Origin of the sequence: Janthinobacterium sp. SUN176 (genome assembly GCF_030587335.1) — a bacterium.
Lineage (GTDB): Bacteria > Pseudomonadota > Gammaproteobacteria > Burkholderiales > Burkholderiaceae_D > Janthinobacterium > Janthinobacterium kumbetense.
This window is the reverse complement of record NZ_JAPWIA010000004.1, coordinates 61,697-76,837: the sequence shown is the minus strand read 5'-3', so window position 1 is coordinate 76,837 and position 15,141 is coordinate 61,697. Positions and strand designations below refer to the sequence as shown.

The window sequence follows — 15,141 nt, the reverse complement described above, 5'->3', positions numbered from 1 at the left end:
GGCTCTCACCCTATATCCCGAACGAGAATGCAAAACCCTCAATCGGGCCCGAAAAATTGTCAGGCAGCGGCCTGGGGTATGGCTTGCACCGTCACCCAGTAGCGCGTGCGCGCGAGGATTTGCACGGGCAAGGCCAGCGCCAGGTTATGCAGCGCGCGATCCGTGTCGCGCAGGGAAAACACGCCGTTGACGCTCAGGCTGGCCACGGCCGGGTCGCAGCGCAGCAGGCCGGGGCGATAGCGGGCCAGTTCCGCAAGCAATTCATCGAGGCGCATGTTGTCGGCCACCAGCACGCCCTTCGTCCAGGCCGCCGCGCTGGCCGGCACGGGGGCGGCCGATTGCACGATGTCGGCCGAGAAGATGGCGCCGTAGCCCGTGGCGATGCCCACGGCGTGACCGGGCGCATGCGCGAGGCGTATTTCGACGGCGCCCTCGAAGACGGCGACGCGCGACGTGTGTTCGTCTTGCCGTAAAGTAAAACGCGTGCCCAGCGCCTGCACCGTGCCGTGGCGGCCCTGCACGCGGAAAGGCCGCTGAGCCGGGTCGGGATCGTGCGCCGTGGTGACGAGGATTTCGCCGCTGCGCAGGATCAGCAAGCGCTCGCTGGCGTCGAAGCGCACGTCGATGGCGGAAGCGGAAGCGAGCATGACGCGCGTACCGTCAGGCAAGGTAATCTCGCGGACCTCGCCCGTGGCCGTGCCGTGGCCGGCCGTGGCCACTTGCCAGGCATCCGTGCCGCGCAGCATGTACGCCATGCCGCCCACGGGCAGCAGCACGGCCAGCAGCTTCAGGGCACGGCGGCGGTTCAGGTAGGCGGCGGGCGCCGGTTCGCGCAGCGCGTGCCGGGCCGCATCGCGCGGCACGCTGTGCAGTTTGCCCTCGAACGCTTGCAAACGCTGCCAGGCGATGGCGTGATGCGGATGGGCCGCGCACCAGCGGGCACAGGCAGCCCGGTCTTCGTCGCTGGCGTCATCGGACCACAGGCGCGCCATCCACTGGGCAGCCTGCTGCACGACGGCGGGCGCAATCACCACCTCCATGGCTCAGGCGTCCGGCGCGTGCATGGCCTGGTAGCAGGCCAGCAAACCGGCGGCGATGTATTTTTCGACGGACGAGACGGACACCTGCAATTCGGCGGCGATGTCGCGATAGCTGAGGCCATCGAGTTTGCACAGCAACAGGGCCTTGCGCGCCTTGGCGGGCAACTGGTGCAGCACCGCATCGATTTCCGTCAACGCCTCGATCACCAGCGCGCGCTCTTCCTCGGACGGCGCCAGCGCCTCGGGCACCAGGGCCAGCACTTCCAGGTAGGCGGCCTCGATCTGGCGGCGGCGATACAGGTCGATGACCATGCCGTTGGCGATCTGCGTCAGGTGACGGCGCGACTCCCCGGCCGGCGGCATGCGCCCCGTCTTCATCAGGTGCAGGTACACATCGTGCGCCAGGTCGGCCGCATCGAAGGCATTGCCGAGTTTACGGCGCAGCAAGCCGCGCAGCCAGTGATGGTGGTCGGTGTACAGACTGCTGACTTGCTGCTGAAGCGCTAACTCGGCGGTGCTCACGATACCCTTCCTGTCGCCAACGGCCGGCAAGAACAGGCGCATCGGATTATAAATGAGAATTATTCTCATTGTACGCCGAGTGACGAGGAAAACGCAATACGGCGACGGGCAGCAAACGCCCTCAGCCCTGCTGCCGGACGGGCCTGAACAGCCTGAACGCGGCCCACAGCGAAGGCCGGTAGACATGCAGTGCGGCAGCGAGCAGCACGCCCCACGCCAGCGGAGCAAGCACCCCCAGGCGCTGGGCAAAAAACGCGTGGCCCGCCGCCAGCAGCGACAGCAGGACGGTGCTCAGGTACAGCGAACGACGCGGCAGCGGACGCCAGACGCGCATGCCCAGCTCCGTCTTGACGACGAAATACACGAGGAAGCCCAGCAGTTGAGACACGGCGGCGCCCGTGGCGCCATGGCGCGGCACCAGCACGGCGCCCGCCAGCAAGGTGCCCAGCAAGCCGGCCGCAAAGGCGGCGATGGAAAATGCCGGACGGCGGGCCAGATTGATGCCGACGCCGGTCACTTCCGCCAGGGCATACAGCAGCGGCTGGCCAACCGTGGCCACCGCCATGTACGCGACGCCATGATAGTTGGGAGGCAAGACCCAGCCGATCAGCCAGGCCAGGGCGCCCGCCAGGCAAAAGCCCACCACCACGATGGCCTGCGCATGGCGGCAAATGGCCGCAATATTCGACAAGCCACCGCCGGCCGCGGCCCATTTGTGTACTTGCGGTATCCAGACAATCGTAAAAATCGATTGCACCAGCCAGGCGCCGGCGGCCACGCGCGTGGCCAGCGCATAAATGCCGAGTTCGTCAAAGCCGGCAAAGAAACGCAGCAAGCCCATACCGGCCGACAACATGAACATATAAAAAATCCCGCTCACCAGCAGGGGCGCGGCCTCGGAAAGCAGGCGCCGCAGCAGCACCCGGTCCACGGCGGTGTTCCAGGCTTGCGCCAGCGATACGCGCGCATGCCACAACAGCCATAGCGTGACCAGCCAGGTAGTGGCCACGACCAGGCTTGCCAGGTGCACGAAATTGCGCTGCGGATCCCACCACAGGACAGGCAGCAGCAACAGCAGCGACATTTTCGGCAATACCTGCGCCAGGCTGAATACCCAGGCGCGCTCCTGCATGCGGAACAGTTGCGCGATCAGGCGATTGGCCAGGGCGCTCAGCATGCCGGCAGCGAACAGGATAGCCAGTGCAGGTTGCGCCACATCAAATAACAGTTGCGCTACCGGCGCGGCAAACACGAGTATCACGGCCAGCGCCATGGGCGCGAGCAGCACGGCCGGCAGCAGGCACGCTTTCAGCAAGCCGCTACGCGCGGTGCTGTAATGGTATTCATGCAGGAAAGCCTTATCCAGCCCAAGCGACAGCAGCAAACCGGCCACCGTGCATGCGGTCATGAAGAAATCCAGCTTGCCGATGTCGGCAGGTGGAAACAGCCAGGCCACGGCAGGCACGGTGGCCAGGCCGCACAGCAGCGACAAGATGGGGCCGGCTGAAAAACCCGCGAGACGGTTCAGGCGCATCGTTCAGCCGGGCCGGGCATCTCAGCCATGCCTGTCGTTGGAAAAACGATAGGGCACCGTGTCCGAATCGGCCGGCACGCGCCAGTGGTCCGGCGCATCATAGCGATACGCATGGTCCACCGCATTGACGAGGATGGCAAGAGTGCTGCAGTAATTTTGCACGCCATGCCAGACGCGCGGCGGCACGACGAGCAGGCCGGGACGCTTGGTTCCCAGCTTGAATTCGTTGAGCATGCCAAAGGTGGGCGACTCCTCGCGCGCGTCGTACAGCACCACGCGCATCTGGCCCGCCGCCACGAACAGGCGGTCCGTCGTGATGGCATGCGCATGCCAGGCGCTCAGTCCGCCCGGCTCCAGGGTCGAGGCGAATATCTGGCCTATCTGTGCCGCATCGGGCACCCATTCGGTGCGGAAAATTTCGGTCAGGCTGCCGTACGCCGTCAAGACAGGCTTGATTTCCTGAAAGATCACGCCATCGATCAAGGAAGGCGTTGCCGGCTTCCATTCCTTGGTAATGCTGACGCCATCCTGCTTCGCGCCAGCCAACAACCAGTTATCTTTCTCAGCCACCAGATCTACCCCTAGAATTTTATAAAAATGCTCTTATATATTGCAACCGTATTATCTATCGCCGCGACATGTCCTTCAATCCCCGGCGGCGGCGTAATTCACGTAAAAATGTGCCTTTGCGCCAATATTTGAGCCAGAAGCCGGGATGCGGCGGCCACAGCCCCAACATATAGCAAAGACGGCGTGACAATGCTTTCATGGCCGTTATCGCGGACTGTAGCGGTGCAATAAGACGCTCACGCCCCACCTTGCCATACAGCGTGGAGACAGCCTGCAGAATATTCAGCGGATCCTGCATGTGCGCCCACCAGAACGCATGCTCGGCGTGTTGCCGCTCCAGGTAGGCATTGCTGCGGCTGCCAGACTGGATCAGGATGGCGCCGATGCGGGAGTGGGCCAGCATCGGCCGTCCCGCGCGATACACGCGGTGCAGCCAGGCTTGCGACGGCCAGCAGCGCACTTCCCATGAGGGCTGCCATGGCCCGATCTGCAGGGCCAGCTCGCGCCGCATGATCCACAGGGTAGCGGGCACGTCCATCCACGGACGGTACGGTTGCACGCCATCCGCCAGCGCCCCCACCATGTGATATCCCACCGGCAAAACCACCAGTCCCTGGCCAAAAGCCAGGTCGGCCCCGGTGCGCTCGAGGACCTCGATACTGCTTTGCAAATGATCGGGCAACCACAGGTCATCGTGGTTCAGGAATGCCAGATAGGTGCCGCGGGCCAGGCTGACGCCGACATTGTTGGGGCCCGTCTGTTCGCCGTAATTGGTTTCCAGATTCACAAAGCGGATACGCGCGTCGCCGAACGCGGCGACCACCTCGGCGGTATCGTCGGTGCAGCAATCGCCGACAATAATCAGTTCCCAATCCTGCACGGTGCTGGCGAGTGCCGACTGAATAGCGTACCCGAGGATATTGCTCCGGTTGTACGTGGCCATGACAATGGAAACGAGCGGCGGTTTCTCCGGCTGCATGGCTGGCCTTTTCAAATAGACAAACAAAAAATGCCGCCCAAGTGCATTGAGCGGCATTTCGCAATGGACGAATGCAGTATGTTGCTGGCGCTCGCCAGCAAGCATCTGTCCTTAGACGTTGAACAGGAAGTTCAGCACGTCGCCATCCTTGACGACGTATTCCTTACCTTCGGCGCGCATCTTGCCCGCTTCCTTGGCGCCCGCTTCGCCCTTGTAGGCGATGAAGTCGTCATAGGCGATGGTTTGCGCGCGGATGAAGCCGCGTTCGAAGTCGGTGTGGATCACGCCGGCCGCCTGCGGTGCCGTGGCGCCGACAGGGATGGTCCAGGCGCGCACTTCCTTCACGCCAGCCGTAAAGTAGGTTTGCAGGCCCAGCAGCTTGTACGCGCCGCGGATCAGACGGTCCAGGCCTGGCTCTTCCATGCCCATGTCGGCCAGGAAAGCGCCCTTGTCGGCGTCGTCCAGGTCGGCGATTTCCGCTTCCAGCGCCGCGCAGATGGCGACGATAGGGGCGTTTTGCGATTGCGCATAGGCCGTCAGCTGGTCCAGCAGCGGGTTATTCGTGAAGCCCGAGTCGGACACGTTGGCCACGAACATGGCCGGCTTGGCCGTGATCAGGCACAGCGGCTTGATCAGTTCCATTTCATCGGCGTCCAGGCCCATCGCGCGCACGGGTTTCGCGTCGTTCAGGTAAGGCATCATGCGTTCCATGATGGCCAGCAACTTGGCCGCATCCTTGTCGCCCGAGCGGGCTTTCTTGTTTTCGCGGTGGATGGCCTTTTCCACGGTGCCCATGTCGGCCAGCGCCAGTTCGGTCTGGATGACTTCGATATCGTCGAGCGGGTTGATCTTGCCGGCCACGTGGATGACGTTGTCATCTTCGAAGCAGCGCACGACGTTGACGATGGCGTCCGTTTCACGGATGTGCGACAGGAACTGGTTGCCCAGGCCCTCGCCCTTCGATGCACCGGCCACCAGGCCGGCGATGTCGACGAATTCCACGATGGCGTTAACCATGCGTTCCGGCTTGACGATGGCGGCCAGCGCATCCATGCGTGGGTCCGGCACTTCGACGACGCCGACGTTCGGCTCGATGGTGCAGAACGGATAGTTTTCAGCCGGGATGCCGGCTTTCGTCAGTGCATTGAACAGGGTGGACTTGCCGACGTTCGGCAAGCCGACGATACCGCATTGGAGACTCATGGGAAAACCTTTAAATAATCAATTTTGCCGGCAAGCGGCTGGTGCAAAAACGGCCTGTACAGGCGTTTTCTGGATAATCTTGCTGTAATAAATCTGGTAAGGGTCAATTGTACCTCTATGCACCCTACTCTTCAAAAAAACCGCCCTCTGTGCCGCTAACTGTCGCCATCCCCGTCGTCCGGCTGCGACGCATCGAATTCCAGGATGTCGCCGGGCTGGCATTCGAGCATCTCGCAGATTTTCGACAGGGTATCGAAACGCACGCCGCGCACCTTGCCCGATTTCAAGAGGGACAGATTCTGTTCCGTGATGCCGATGAAGGCCGCCAATTCCTTCGATTTCACTTTTTTCCTGGCCAGTACCAGGTCGAGGCGCACGACGATGCCCATCAGATGAACCCGCTGTTTTCATCGGCCAGGCGCTGGCCTTCATGGAGGATTTGCGCCAGCGCAAAGAACACGGAGCACAGCAGCAAGGTCCACAAGTCGCCGCCCGTGACGTCGACCACCAGGCGCAACTGGCCCGCGCCCTCTTCCAGCAAGCCGAACAGCATGCCGCGCACGGTCGGCTCCAGCAGGGTCAACAGCGTTCCCAGCAGCAAGCCGCCCGCGAAACGGCGAAAGTGCGCCGCCACCTGCGGCGTAAAGTACACGCCCTGCTCGAACTGGCGCAGGACCCGGGCCAGCTGGCGCACGGCATCGCCCAGCACCAGCAAGGCCGGCAAGGCCAGCGCCAGGCCCAGTACCCGCTGCCACCACGGCATGGCCGCCAGGTGCTCGAATGGCTGGTTCTGCAGTTGCAGCATCAGCTCGTACATGCCGGCGCCACCCAATGTCCCATGCGCGGCCGGCGCGGGCGCCAGCCAGCCCAGCACCGTCAGCAGCAGGTACAGCACGAAGAACGTCGTCACGCCATGGCGCACGCGCCGGCTCAATACAGCGGGGCCTGACTGATTTTTTTTCATATTTAAAAGTATACGAAAGTACAAAGTGCCGTTAGAATAAATTATCGTAAAACAATAATTAAATCATGTTTTGCGACCATTTTAACATGTTCGCCCTATCCTATCGACTGGAGACACCATGAAAACCCTGCTTGCCTCACTCGTTTGCAGCACCGCCCTCCTGCTCGGCGGCGCCGCCCGCGCGCATGACTTGAACGCCATGCTGCAGCAGGCGCTGGCCGACAGGAGCGTGCCGGCCATGGCCATCCTGCTCATTCGCGACGGCAAGATCGATGCGCAGGCGCAGGCGGGCGTGCGCGCCAACGACGGCCATGACGCCGTACGCGCCGATGACGTGTGGAATATCGGTTCCGACGGCAAGGCCATGACGGTGACCCTGATCGCGCGCCTGGTGGAGCGGGGCGTGCTGTCGTGGGATGCGCCGCTGTCCAGCATGCTGCCCGCGCTGAGCGCCGGCATGCGCGCCGAGTACCGCGACGTCAACCTGATGGATTTGCTGGCGCACCGCGCCGGTTTACCGCCCAATCCGGACGAGGACTGGATCAATTCCACCTACACGGATGCGCGCCCCTTGCCCGTGCTGCGCCTGGAATACGCACAGCGCGCGCTGGCCGACGCGCCGGTGGCCGCACCGCGCGGCGAATCGCATTATTCGAACAGCGGCGCCATGATCGCCGCCGCCATTGCGGAGCGGGTCACGGGCAAGACCTATGAGGAACTGATGCAGGCGGAAGTATTCGGCCCGCTGGGCATGCAGGCCGCGTTCGGTCCCACGGTGCGCGGACAAAACCTGGGCCACAAGGAAGGCAAGCCGATCGCCGGCTTGATGGCCAGCAACCCGCTGATGATGGCGCCCGATGGAGAAATCCACCTGAGCATGGCTGACTGGGCCAAGTTTGCGCTCGATCAACTGCAGGGCGAACAAGGCAAGGGCAAGCTGCTGAAACAGGAAACCTATGTCTTGCTGCATACGGCGCAGGGCGACACGAATGCGGCATTGGGCTGGGGCGTGATGCATTTCCCGCCCCAGGCGCCACAGCGCGTGCTGACCCACCTGGGCTCGAACGGCTACTGGCACGCGCTGATCGCGCTGGCGCCCGGCAGCGGCGACGGCTTGCTGATCGCCGCCAACGCGGGTGAAGGCAGCAGCGCCCAGGCCAGCCAGCAGCAGATGGCGAAAACCATCATGACCGGCTTCGGCAAGGCGGGGAAATAATTACGCGGTGTGCAACTTCATGGTCGCCGCCTCGAACTTGCCCTCGACGATCAGCGGCATGACTTGCAAGGATTTGTCGATCGCCTGCTCGATCAGCTCCTGGTCTTCGCGGCGCGGGCGGTGCAGCACGAAATCGGCTACCTGCTGCTGCAGGCTCAGGGTGCGCGGATGGCCGATGCCCAGGCGCAAGCGCCAGTAATCCTGCGTGCCCAGCGCGGCCGTGATGTCCTTCAAGCCATTATGGCCGCCGGCCGAGCCGCCCTTCTTCAGGCGCGCGATGCCTGGCATCAGATCGAGTTCGTCGTGCACCACCAGCACTTCATCGGCGGCGATCTTGAAGAAACGCGCCAGCGCGCCCACGGATTGGCCCGAGCGGTTCATGAAGGTCAGCGGTTCGAGCAGCCAGACTTCGTTGCCGCCGATGGAGGTCTTGGCCAGCATGGCGTTGTAGCGCGAATCGCGCTGCAAGCGCGTGCCGGGCAAGCTGTTGGCGAGGTTGTCCACCAGCCAGAAGCCGGCATTGTGACGGGTTTGTTCGTATTCGGGTCCCGGGTTGCCGAGGCCGACGATCAGGCGTATGGGCATGGCTGTGTCTGCAGTGTAAAAACGTATTATCGGTGAAAACAGGCAGAAAAAAACCCGTCCGGAGCGAACCGGACGGGTTTTTCCTTGCGACTACCGCATTGCTGCGGCGGCAAAATTACTTCTTGTCAGCAACAACTTCAGCAGCAGCGGCTTCAGCAGCAACGTGGCCAGCCGGTACCGAAGCGGTAGCGATGGTCAGGTTGGCGCCGTGGGTGACAGCGGTCACGCCAGCTGGCAGGACCAGGTCGCCAACGTGCAGCGAGTGACCGACGTCGATGTTCGACAGGTCAACGTTGATGAATTCTGGCAGTTGGCCTGGCAGGCACGAAACTTCGATTTCGTTGGCTACGTGGCTGATGGTCGCGCCGTGCAGTTTGACTGCTGGGGAAACGTCAGCGTTCGTGAAGTGCAGAGCAACTTTCACGTGGATAGCTTGCTTAGCGTCAACGCGTTGGAAGTCAGCGTGCAGAACCAGTTGTTTGTATGCGTGGACTTGGAAGTCGCGCAACAGAACTTGCTGGGAAACGCCGTCGATTTCCAGGTCCAGGATCGACGAGTGGAACACTTCTTTTTTCAGCGCGTGGTACAGGGCGTTGTGATCCAGCGAGATCAGCACTGGGGCTTCAGCGCCACCGTAGACGATACCAGGGGTTTGGCCGGAAATGCGCAGGCGGCGGCTCGCTCCGGAACCTTGCAATTCGCGTTTAAATGCGATAACTTTCATGTGAAACTCCAAGAAGAACAAGGCTTGCGCCTTGTGTTATGAAGATTCCCGCGACCAGGAATCTTCGAAAATGGGCGCATATGCGCCCCGAAAACTAAAATACTACGGCGCAACAGGCAAAAAGCCGGTCGCGCCGCAGGTGACGTCTGTTGCTGCTCTTGTCGAATTAATCGATAAAGAGGGAAATAACCGAATCGCCCTTGATGATGCGCTTGAACGTCTCGGCCAGCAGCGGCGCGCACGTCAATTGACGGATCTTGCCGCAGGCCAGGGCCGCTTCGGACAGGGGGATCGTGTCGGTCACGACCAGCTCATCGAGTGGCGAGGCCGAAATACGGTCAATCGCCGGGCCCGACAGCACCGCGTGCGTGCAATACGCCACGACTTTTTTCGCGCCGCGCTCTTTGAGCACTTCGGCAGCCTTGGTCAGGGTGCCTGCCGTGTCGACCATGTCATCCATGATCACGCAGTTGCGGCCTTCGACTTCACCGATGATGTTCATCACTTCCGACACGTTCGCTTTTGGACGACGCTTGTCGATGATGGCCAGGTCGCAGCCCAGGCGTTTTGCCAGGGCGCGCGCACGTACCACACCGCCGACGTCCGGCGACACCACCAGCAGATCCTGGTAGTTTTTCTTTTGCAGGTCGCCCAGCAAAATTGGCGAAGCGTAGATGTTGTCGACTGGGATATCGAAGAAACCTTGAATCTGGTCAGCGTGCAAGTCCATGATCAGGACGCGCTCGACACCGGCTTCTTCCAGCATGTTCGCCACCACCTTGGCCGAAATTGCCACACGCGCGGAGCGTGGACGACGGTCTTGGCGGGCGTAGCCGAAGTAAGGAATCGCGGCGGTGATGCGGCCAGCGGAAGCACGTTTCAAGGCATCAACCATCAGCATGATTTCCATCAGGCTGTCGTTGGTTGGAGCACAGGTGGATTGCAAAACAAAAACATCCTTGCCGCGTACGTTTTCGTTAATCTCGACCATTACTTCGCCGTCGGAGAATTTCGAAACGTTTGCTTTACCGAGAGGGATGCCGAGGTTTTTTGCGACCCCCTCTGCCAACGCTGGATTCGCGTTGCCGGTAAAAACCATCAGGTTTTCGTAAGCCATGGGAGTCCCAAGAGGTGATATAGAAGTCTTGAAAAGCACTAACCGGGCATAGGCCCGGTCAGTCATTGTTTAGAATATGCCGCGTGGCGACATATCTGCTTTTTCCCGTACTGGACGCCAACTTCGCATCGACAGACTACGGTGAAATGGTGGCAGGGGAAGAAGGATTCGAACCTTCGCATGCTGGAATCAAAATCCAGTGCCTTAACCAGCTTGGCGATTCCCCTACGTTACTGACTGCTTGCCGTCATGTTGGCCAGTATTATACCGACTATTTGACGCTAAGCAAAATCTTTTTTTGCTCTTTACAACACCGTGAGCATCGGGTGGCGATTCAGCGCTTTTGCCTTCCAGGCGATCCAGACTGGTGGCACATTGCTGAGCACCGCATCCGCTTCTTCCTGACTGCCAAACGCACTAAACACACAAGCACCGGAACCAGTCATCCTGGCCTCACCGTAAGCACCCAGCCATTCTACCGCATCTGCTACCGGCTTGAAAAGACTGCATGCCACTTGCTGTAAATCATTTTTACCAAACCCGCCCGCATCGTTTCCTTCTGCGAGGTGCCTGGAAAAGTCCGCTATTGTGACGGGTTCGGTATTTCTCGTCAAGCCTTCCGCGCAAAAAATTGCGGCGGTAGGTACTTGCACGCCCGGCTCGATCACCACATACCAGCATTCGGGCGTGGCGACGGGCTGCAGGGCCTCGCCCACGCCTTCGGCAAAGGCGTTTTCGCCAAAGATGAAAAATGGGATATCGGCGCCCAGCGGCAAGCCCAGCGCCATCAATTCCTCCCGGCTCAAGCCCGCTTGCCACAGACGGTTCAAGGCCATCAGGGCCGTGGCCGCATCGGACGAACCGCCCCCCAGGCCGCCGCCCATGGGCAGCACCTTGTCGATGGCGATATCGACGCCGCGCGGCAAGGCGCCCGTGCGGCGCAGCACTTCCGCCTGCAGCAGTTTCGCGGCGCGGATGATCAAGTCCTGCTCTTCCGGCACGCCGGCCAGCGCCGTCACGCGGCGGATCAGCGTGTCGTCGCGCAGCGCGAAGTGCAAGGTGTCGCCATGGTCGAGCAACTGGAAAACCGTCTGCAGCAGATGGTAGCCATCGGCGCGGCGGCCGTTAACGTGCAGAAATAAGTTCAGTTTGGCGGGAGCCGGGCAATGATTCAGGGTCGTCAATGTCATGGTGCAGGTGTGGATGGGGCGGCATCGAGCACGATGCGCAGCGACACGGCATCGGCCTGCGCGCTGGTGGTGCGTTCGGCATCGATACGCCGCGGTTGGGGCAAGGCGCCCGGTGTATTCTCAGCAGCATCTTGCCACGACACATAGCGCAAGCGCCAGCCGTCTTTGGTTGTCACGCTGTCATTGGCCGGTGACGCGACGAAGCGCTTGCCATCGGCGCCCACGGCATAACCTTGCAGCCAGTCACGCAAGCCCGACACGGGCAGGGACCACCCCAGCATCTGCGCGCTCAGGGTATCGACGTCGGGCGCGCTGCGCGGCGCCTTGCCGCTTTGCGTCAACACGGCCTGCTGCGGCGTGACGGCGATCGTCGCCAGGGTGCTGCCGACGGGCGTATACAGGGTCACATCCGTGCGCGCGGCCGTCTGCAGCCAGTTGAAATTGACCGTGGCCGATTCGGGCTTGTCATCCTTCTGGTACACGACGTTCAAACGGCCCGTCAGCTCCACCTGTTCGCGGTAGGGCGCGACGGCTTTGCCCGATGGCGCGGCGCCGGATGAAAAGGGGGAAGTCAGGGTCGAGCAGGCCGAGAGGGCCAGGCACAGGACAGTCAGGGGCAGGAAATGTTTGGACATGGGTTTGGACATGGGCACAAGGAAAAACCAGCGCCATGGCGCTGGTTTCTCATAGTTGAGTTAATCGGTTCAATCACAAACTGACATTCAAGCGCGCCAGGGTGCTTTTCAGCGCATCGTTTTTCGGATCCTTGCCTTGCGCCTCGCGCCACAGCTTTTGCGCTTCGGCCTTGTCGCCCTTCTGCCACAGCACTTCGCCCAGGTGGACGGCGATTTCCGGGTCGCTGCGCACGGCATAGGCGCGGCGCAGCGCGCTTTCCGCGGCGGCCAGGTTACCCATGCGGAACTGCACCCAGCCCATGCTGTCCATGATGAACGGGTCGCCCGGCGCCATCTGCAAGGCTTTTTCGATCAGTGCATGGGCTTCCGGCAGGCGGATGCCCCGTTCGGCCAGCGAGTAGCCGAGGGCGTTATACGCGTGCTGATTGTCAGGCGCCAGCGCCATCACGCGGCGCAGGCTCGCCTCCATCAGCTCGAGTTTATCCAGGCGCTCGGCCAGCAAGGCATAGTCGTACAGCAATTCCGGATTATCGGGGAAGCGCAGCAAGGCGTTTTCCAGCACCGTATAGGCGCTTTGCACGTAGCCGGTATCGCGCAGGAATTGCGCGTCGACCAGCAGCACCTGCGCCTGGCTTGCCGGATCGTCCGTTTCGATTTCCGTCAGCGCCTTGCGCGCCGCATCGAGATTGCCGCCACGGGCGATCAGCTGGGCGCGGCGCAAACGCGCCTCGACATAACCGGCGGACGCACTGTTGTCGATCTTGTCCAGCCAGGCGATGGCGCCGGCCGTGTCGCCGCGCGTTTCGGCGATCTGCGACAGTATCATCAGGGCCTTGAACGGATCGCGCGCGTCGCCAGGGGATTTGTCGAGCACGGCCAGGAAGCGCTTGAAGTACTGCTCCGCGCCCTTGGTATCTTCCAGCTGCAACGCCACGATGCCGAGCGCATACAGGCCGCCCAGGTTGTCGGGCTGACTTTTCAGCAGCAGCAGGAATTGGTCGCGCGCCGGCTCCAGCTGTTTTTGCTCGACCAGCAGGCGCGCATACGCGCCGCGCACCTCGACAGCGTCCGGATTCTTTTGCAGGAAGGCGGCCAGCACCTTGCCTGCCGCCTCGGGTTCGCCCGTCACCTGCGCCAGGGTCAGCGCGGCCAGCTCGGAGTTCGGCTTGATCGCCAACGCCTTGTTCGCTTCGCCGATGGCGCGTTCACGCTCGCCGATCGACAAGGCGCCCTGCGCCAGCACCAGGTGGGCTTCGAACATGTCCAGGTAGGGCTGCACCAGGCGCGTCACCATCGAATAGGCATACAGCTTGTCATTCGAACGCGACAGGATTTGCTGCATCTGGAACAGGGCCACGCCGCGCGCACCCGGCGGTGCATTGGCCAGGCGCTCGGCAAAAATCGGTTCCGCTTCTTCGATCTTGTCCGTCAAGACGACGAAGCCGAGGAAGAACTGGGTCGCCTCATCCGATTCGGGCGCCAGCTCGCGCCACAGGCGGATGGCCGCCAGCGCTTCGCCGCCTTGCTTGGCGGCCAGTGCCATTTCGGAGGCGCGGCGCGCCAGGCGCGGATCACGCGTCTGCTGCGCCGCCACCATCATCGTCACGTACGGCCCTTGCCACTGGCCGCTCTTGAATTCCATTTCAGCCTTGGTCAGCTTGTACAGCAAATCGCTGCTTAACTCGACCTTGGGCAGCTTCTCGCCCTTGGCGTCATCGTCGGACTCAGTACCGGCCGCTTGCGGCGCGGCGGCCGCAGCGGGGCTGGCCGCCCCATCGGCAGGGGCAACAGGCGTCTGTGCCATGGCATGCGTGGCCATCAGGGCGGACAAGGTTACAATGGCGAAAGCGTTTTTCAAAGGCTGATCCTGGCTAAACGGCAAAGTTTGATTCTACGCCCAACGCGGCTATCGCGTACTTCACGTATGTAACGAAATATATACGTCGTGGCGGCGTAGCGTGCCCGGGCCAGCCATCGGCCGGCGACCCGCCTGTTTTTTACCCGGTTTTCCACCATTCGAGCCCTATGCCAGAATTGCCAGAAGTCGAAGTCACACGGCGCGGTGTCGCGCCCCACATCGAAGGGCGCGCCGTGCGTGCCGTCGTGCTGCGCCGCGACGGCCTGCGCTGGCCCTTCCCCCCGGCCCTGGGCGAACAATTGTCGGGGCAAACCATCGGCCTGACGGGGCGGCGCGGCAAATACCTGCTGATCCACTTCCGCCACGGCACCCTGATCATCCACCTGGGCATGTCGGGCCATTTGCGCGTGCTGCCCACTGGGACGGAGGCGCAAAAGCACGACCATTTCGACCTCGTCGTGGAAGACGCGGACGGCAGCAGCCAGGTGCTGCGCATGACGGATCCGCGCCGCTTCGGCGCCGTGCTGTGGCATGACGAGGCCGACGGCCCGCTGGATGGCCACGCGCTGCTGCGCGGTCTGGGCACGGAACCGCTGGAAGGCGGCTTCACTGGCCAGCTGCTGTTCGAGAAAACGCGCAACAAGGGCACCAACATCAAGCAGGTGCTGATGGCGGGCGACATCGTCGTCGGCGTGGGCAATATCTATTGCTCCGAAAGCCTGTTCCGCGCGGGGATCAACCCGAAGACGCCAGCCCGGCGCATCGGCCTGGCCCGCTATGAGAAACTGGCGCAATCGATCCGCGACGTGCTGGCCGAAGCCATCGTGCAGGGCGGCAGCACCCTGCGCGACTTCATCGGCGTCAATGGCCAGTCCGGCTACTTCCAGCAGACGTATTTCACGTACAACCGCGCGGGCAAGCCATGCCGCGTGTGCGGCGCGCCGATACGGCAAATCGTGCAGGGACAGCGTTCCACGTTTTACTGCGTGAATTGCCAAAAGTAG

General features: G+C 62.2%; 16 protein-coding genes and 1 tRNA gene. 2 read left to right on the top strand and 15 right to left on the bottom strand.

Features of this window, described 5'->3' with window-relative positions:
• Positions 1 to 59: 59 nt before the first annotated feature.
• The 8 genes from O3299_RS23200 to O3299_RS23165 all read right to left on the bottom strand — a co-directional run bounded on the left by O3299_RS23200 (position 60) and on the right by O3299_RS23165 (position 6,812).
• Positions 60 to 1,040: a FecR domain-containing protein gene (locus O3299_RS23200; protein WP_305063292.1), complete on the bottom strand. Its 981-nt coding sequence runs from the start codon at positions 1,038 to 1,040 to the stop codon at positions 60 to 62.
• 3 nt (positions 1,041 to 1,043) lie between these two features.
• Positions 1,044 to 1,562 (bottom strand): sigma-70 family RNA polymerase sigma factor, encoded by a 519-nt coding sequence (locus O3299_RS23195; protein ID WP_251349364.1) that lies wholly within the window; start codon positions 1,560 to 1,562, stop codon positions 1,044 to 1,046.
• Positions 1,563 to 1,683: 121 nt separating this feature from the next.
• Complete coding sequence (locus O3299_RS23190) at positions 1,684 to 3,096, bottom strand: lipopolysaccharide biosynthesis protein (RefSeq protein ID WP_305063291.1); 1,413 nt, start codon at positions 3,094 to 3,096, stop codon at positions 1,684 to 1,686.
• 21 nt (positions 3,097 to 3,117) lie between these two features.
• Complete coding sequence (locus O3299_RS23185) at positions 3,118 to 3,666, bottom strand: dTDP-4-dehydrorhamnose 3,5-epimerase family protein (RefSeq protein ID WP_305063290.1); 549 nt, start codon at positions 3,664 to 3,666, stop codon at positions 3,118 to 3,120.
• Between the two features lie 55 nt (positions 3,667 to 3,721).
• Positions 3,722 to 4,750 (bottom strand): glycosyltransferase family 2 protein, encoded by a 1,029-nt coding sequence (locus O3299_RS23180; RefSeq protein WP_305063289.1) that lies wholly within the window; start codon positions 4,748 to 4,750, stop codon positions 3,722 to 3,724.
• Positions 4,751 to 4,756: 6 nt separating this feature from the next.
• Positions 4,757 to 5,848, bottom strand: a complete 1,092-nt coding sequence (gene ychF, locus O3299_RS23175) for a redox-regulated ATPase YchF (protein WP_099665709.1) — start codon at positions 5,846 to 5,848, stop codon at positions 4,757 to 4,759.
• Positions 5,849 to 6,003: 155 nt separating this feature from the next.
• Positions 6,004 to 6,237 (bottom strand): helix-turn-helix transcriptional regulator, encoded by a 234-nt coding sequence (locus O3299_RS23170; RefSeq protein WP_034778346.1) that lies wholly within the window; start codon positions 6,235 to 6,237, stop codon positions 6,004 to 6,006.
• Positions 6,237 to 6,812: a DUF2975 domain-containing protein gene (locus O3299_RS23165; RefSeq protein ID WP_305063288.1), complete on the bottom strand. Its 576-nt coding sequence runs from the start codon at positions 6,810 to 6,812 to the stop codon at positions 6,237 to 6,239. The genes O3299_RS23170 and O3299_RS23165 overlap by 1 nt, the downstream gene beginning before the upstream one ends.
• Before the next feature lie 118 nt (positions 6,813 to 6,930).
• On the opposite strand from O3299_RS23165, the gene O3299_RS23160 reads away from it, so the two are divergent.
• Positions 6,931 to 8,028 carry a serine hydrolase gene (locus tag O3299_RS23160; protein ID WP_305053853.1) on the top strand — a complete coding sequence of 366 codons (1,098 nt, stop codon included), beginning with the start codon at positions 6,931 to 6,933 and terminating at the stop codon, positions 8,026 to 8,028.
• On the opposite strand, the gene pth is transcribed toward O3299_RS23160, so the two are convergent.
• The 7 genes from pth to O3299_RS23125 all read right to left on the bottom strand — a co-directional run bounded on the left by pth (position 8,029) and on the right by O3299_RS23125 (position 14,137).
• Complete coding sequence (gene pth / locus O3299_RS23155; protein WP_034778342.1) at positions 8,029 to 8,613, bottom strand: aminoacyl-tRNA hydrolase; 585 nt, start codon at positions 8,611 to 8,613, stop codon at positions 8,029 to 8,031.
• A 115-nt stretch (positions 8,614 to 8,728) separates the two neighbouring features.
• The gene (locus O3299_RS23150) at positions 8,729 to 9,337 is read right to left on the bottom strand and encodes a 50S ribosomal protein L25/general stress protein Ctc (protein ID WP_077408940.1); all 609 of its coding nucleotides are present in this window, start codon (positions 9,335 to 9,337) and stop codon (positions 8,729 to 8,731) included.
• A gap of 166 nt (positions 9,338 to 9,503) precedes the next feature.
• A complete protein-coding gene (locus tag O3299_RS23145; RefSeq protein WP_034753270.1) occupies positions 9,504 to 10,454 on the bottom strand; it encodes a ribose-phosphate pyrophosphokinase in 951 nt (316 codons plus the stop codon).
• Between the two features lie 150 nt (positions 10,455 to 10,604).
• A tRNA-Gln gene (locus tag O3299_RS23140) sits at positions 10,605 to 10,681 on the bottom strand.
• A 78-nt stretch (positions 10,682 to 10,759) separates the two neighbouring features.
• A complete protein-coding gene (ispE, locus tag O3299_RS23135; RefSeq protein ID WP_289899510.1) occupies positions 10,760 to 11,644 on the bottom strand; it encodes a 4-(cytidine 5'-diphospho)-2-C-methyl-D-erythritol kinase in 885 nt (294 codons plus the stop codon).
• On the bottom strand, positions 11,641 to 12,279 hold the full coding sequence (locus O3299_RS23130) for an outer membrane lipoprotein LolB (protein WP_099668272.1): 639 nt from the start codon (positions 12,277 to 12,279) through the stop codon (positions 11,641 to 11,643). Before O3299_RS23130 ends, ispE begins: the two co-directional genes overlap by 4 nt.
• 73 nt (positions 12,280 to 12,352) lie before the next feature.
• A complete protein-coding gene (locus O3299_RS23125; protein WP_305063287.1) occupies positions 12,353 to 14,137 on the bottom strand; it encodes a tetratricopeptide repeat protein in 1,785 nt (594 codons plus the stop codon).
• A gap of 167 nt (positions 14,138 to 14,304) precedes the next feature.
• Here O3299_RS23125 and mutM point away from each other — a divergent pair, with 167 nt between their 5' ends.
• Positions 14,305 to 15,141, top strand: a complete 837-nt coding sequence (gene mutM / locus O3299_RS23120) for a bifunctional DNA-formamidopyrimidine glycosylase/DNA-(apurinic or apyrimidinic site) lyase (RefSeq protein ID WP_099665715.1) — start codon at positions 14,305 to 14,307, stop codon at positions 15,139 to 15,141.

Bases quoted from the DNA above. Each gene is read 5' to 3' on its own strand.
- O3299_RS23150 (WP_077408940.1), bottom strand. From the start codon at position 9,337: ATGAAAGTTATCGCATTTAAACGCGAATTGCAAGGTTCCGGAGCGAGC.
- ychF (WP_099665709.1), bottom strand. From the start codon at position 5,848: ATGAGTCTCCAATGCGGTATCGTCGGCTTGCCGAACGTCGGCAAGTCC.
- O3299_RS23145 (WP_034753270.1), bottom strand. From the start codon at position 10,454: ATGGCTTACGAAAACCTGATGGTTTTTACCGGCAACGCGAATCCAGCG.
- ispE (WP_289899510.1), bottom strand. From the start codon at position 11,644: ATGACATTGACGACCCTGAATCATTGCCCGGCTCCCGCCAAACTGAAC.
- O3299_RS23190 (WP_305063291.1), bottom strand. From the start codon at position 3,096: ATGCGCCTGAACCGTCTCGCGGGTTTTTCAGCCGGCCCCATCTTGTCG.
- O3299_RS23200 (WP_305063292.1), bottom strand. From the start codon at position 1,040: ATGGAGGTGGTGATTGCGCCCGCCGTCGTGCAGCAGGCTGCCCAGTGG.
- O3299_RS23130 (WP_099668272.1), bottom strand. From the start codon at position 12,279: ATGTCCAAACATTTCCTGCCCCTGACTGTCCTGTGCCTGGCCCTCTCG.
- O3299_RS23160 (WP_305053853.1), top strand. From the start codon at position 6,931: ATGAAAACCCTGCTTGCCTCACTCGTTTGCAGCACCGCCCTCCTGCTC.
- O3299_RS23180 (WP_305063289.1), bottom strand. From the start codon at position 4,750: ATGCTTGCTGGCGAGCGCCAGCAACATACTGCATTCGTCCATTGCGAA.
- pth (WP_034778342.1), bottom strand. From the start codon at position 8,613: ATGCCCATACGCCTGATCGTCGGCCTCGGCAACCCGGGACCCGAATAC.
- mutM (WP_099665715.1), top strand. From the start codon at position 14,305: ATGCCAGAATTGCCAGAAGTCGAAGTCACACGGCGCGGTGTCGCGCCC.
- O3299_RS23170 (WP_034778346.1), bottom strand. From the start codon at position 6,237: ATGGGCATCGTCGTGCGCCTCGACCTGGTACTGGCCAGGAAAAAAGTG.
- O3299_RS23165 (WP_305063288.1), bottom strand. From the start codon at position 6,812: ATGAAAAAAAATCAGTCAGGCCCCGCTGTATTGAGCCGGCGCGTGCGC.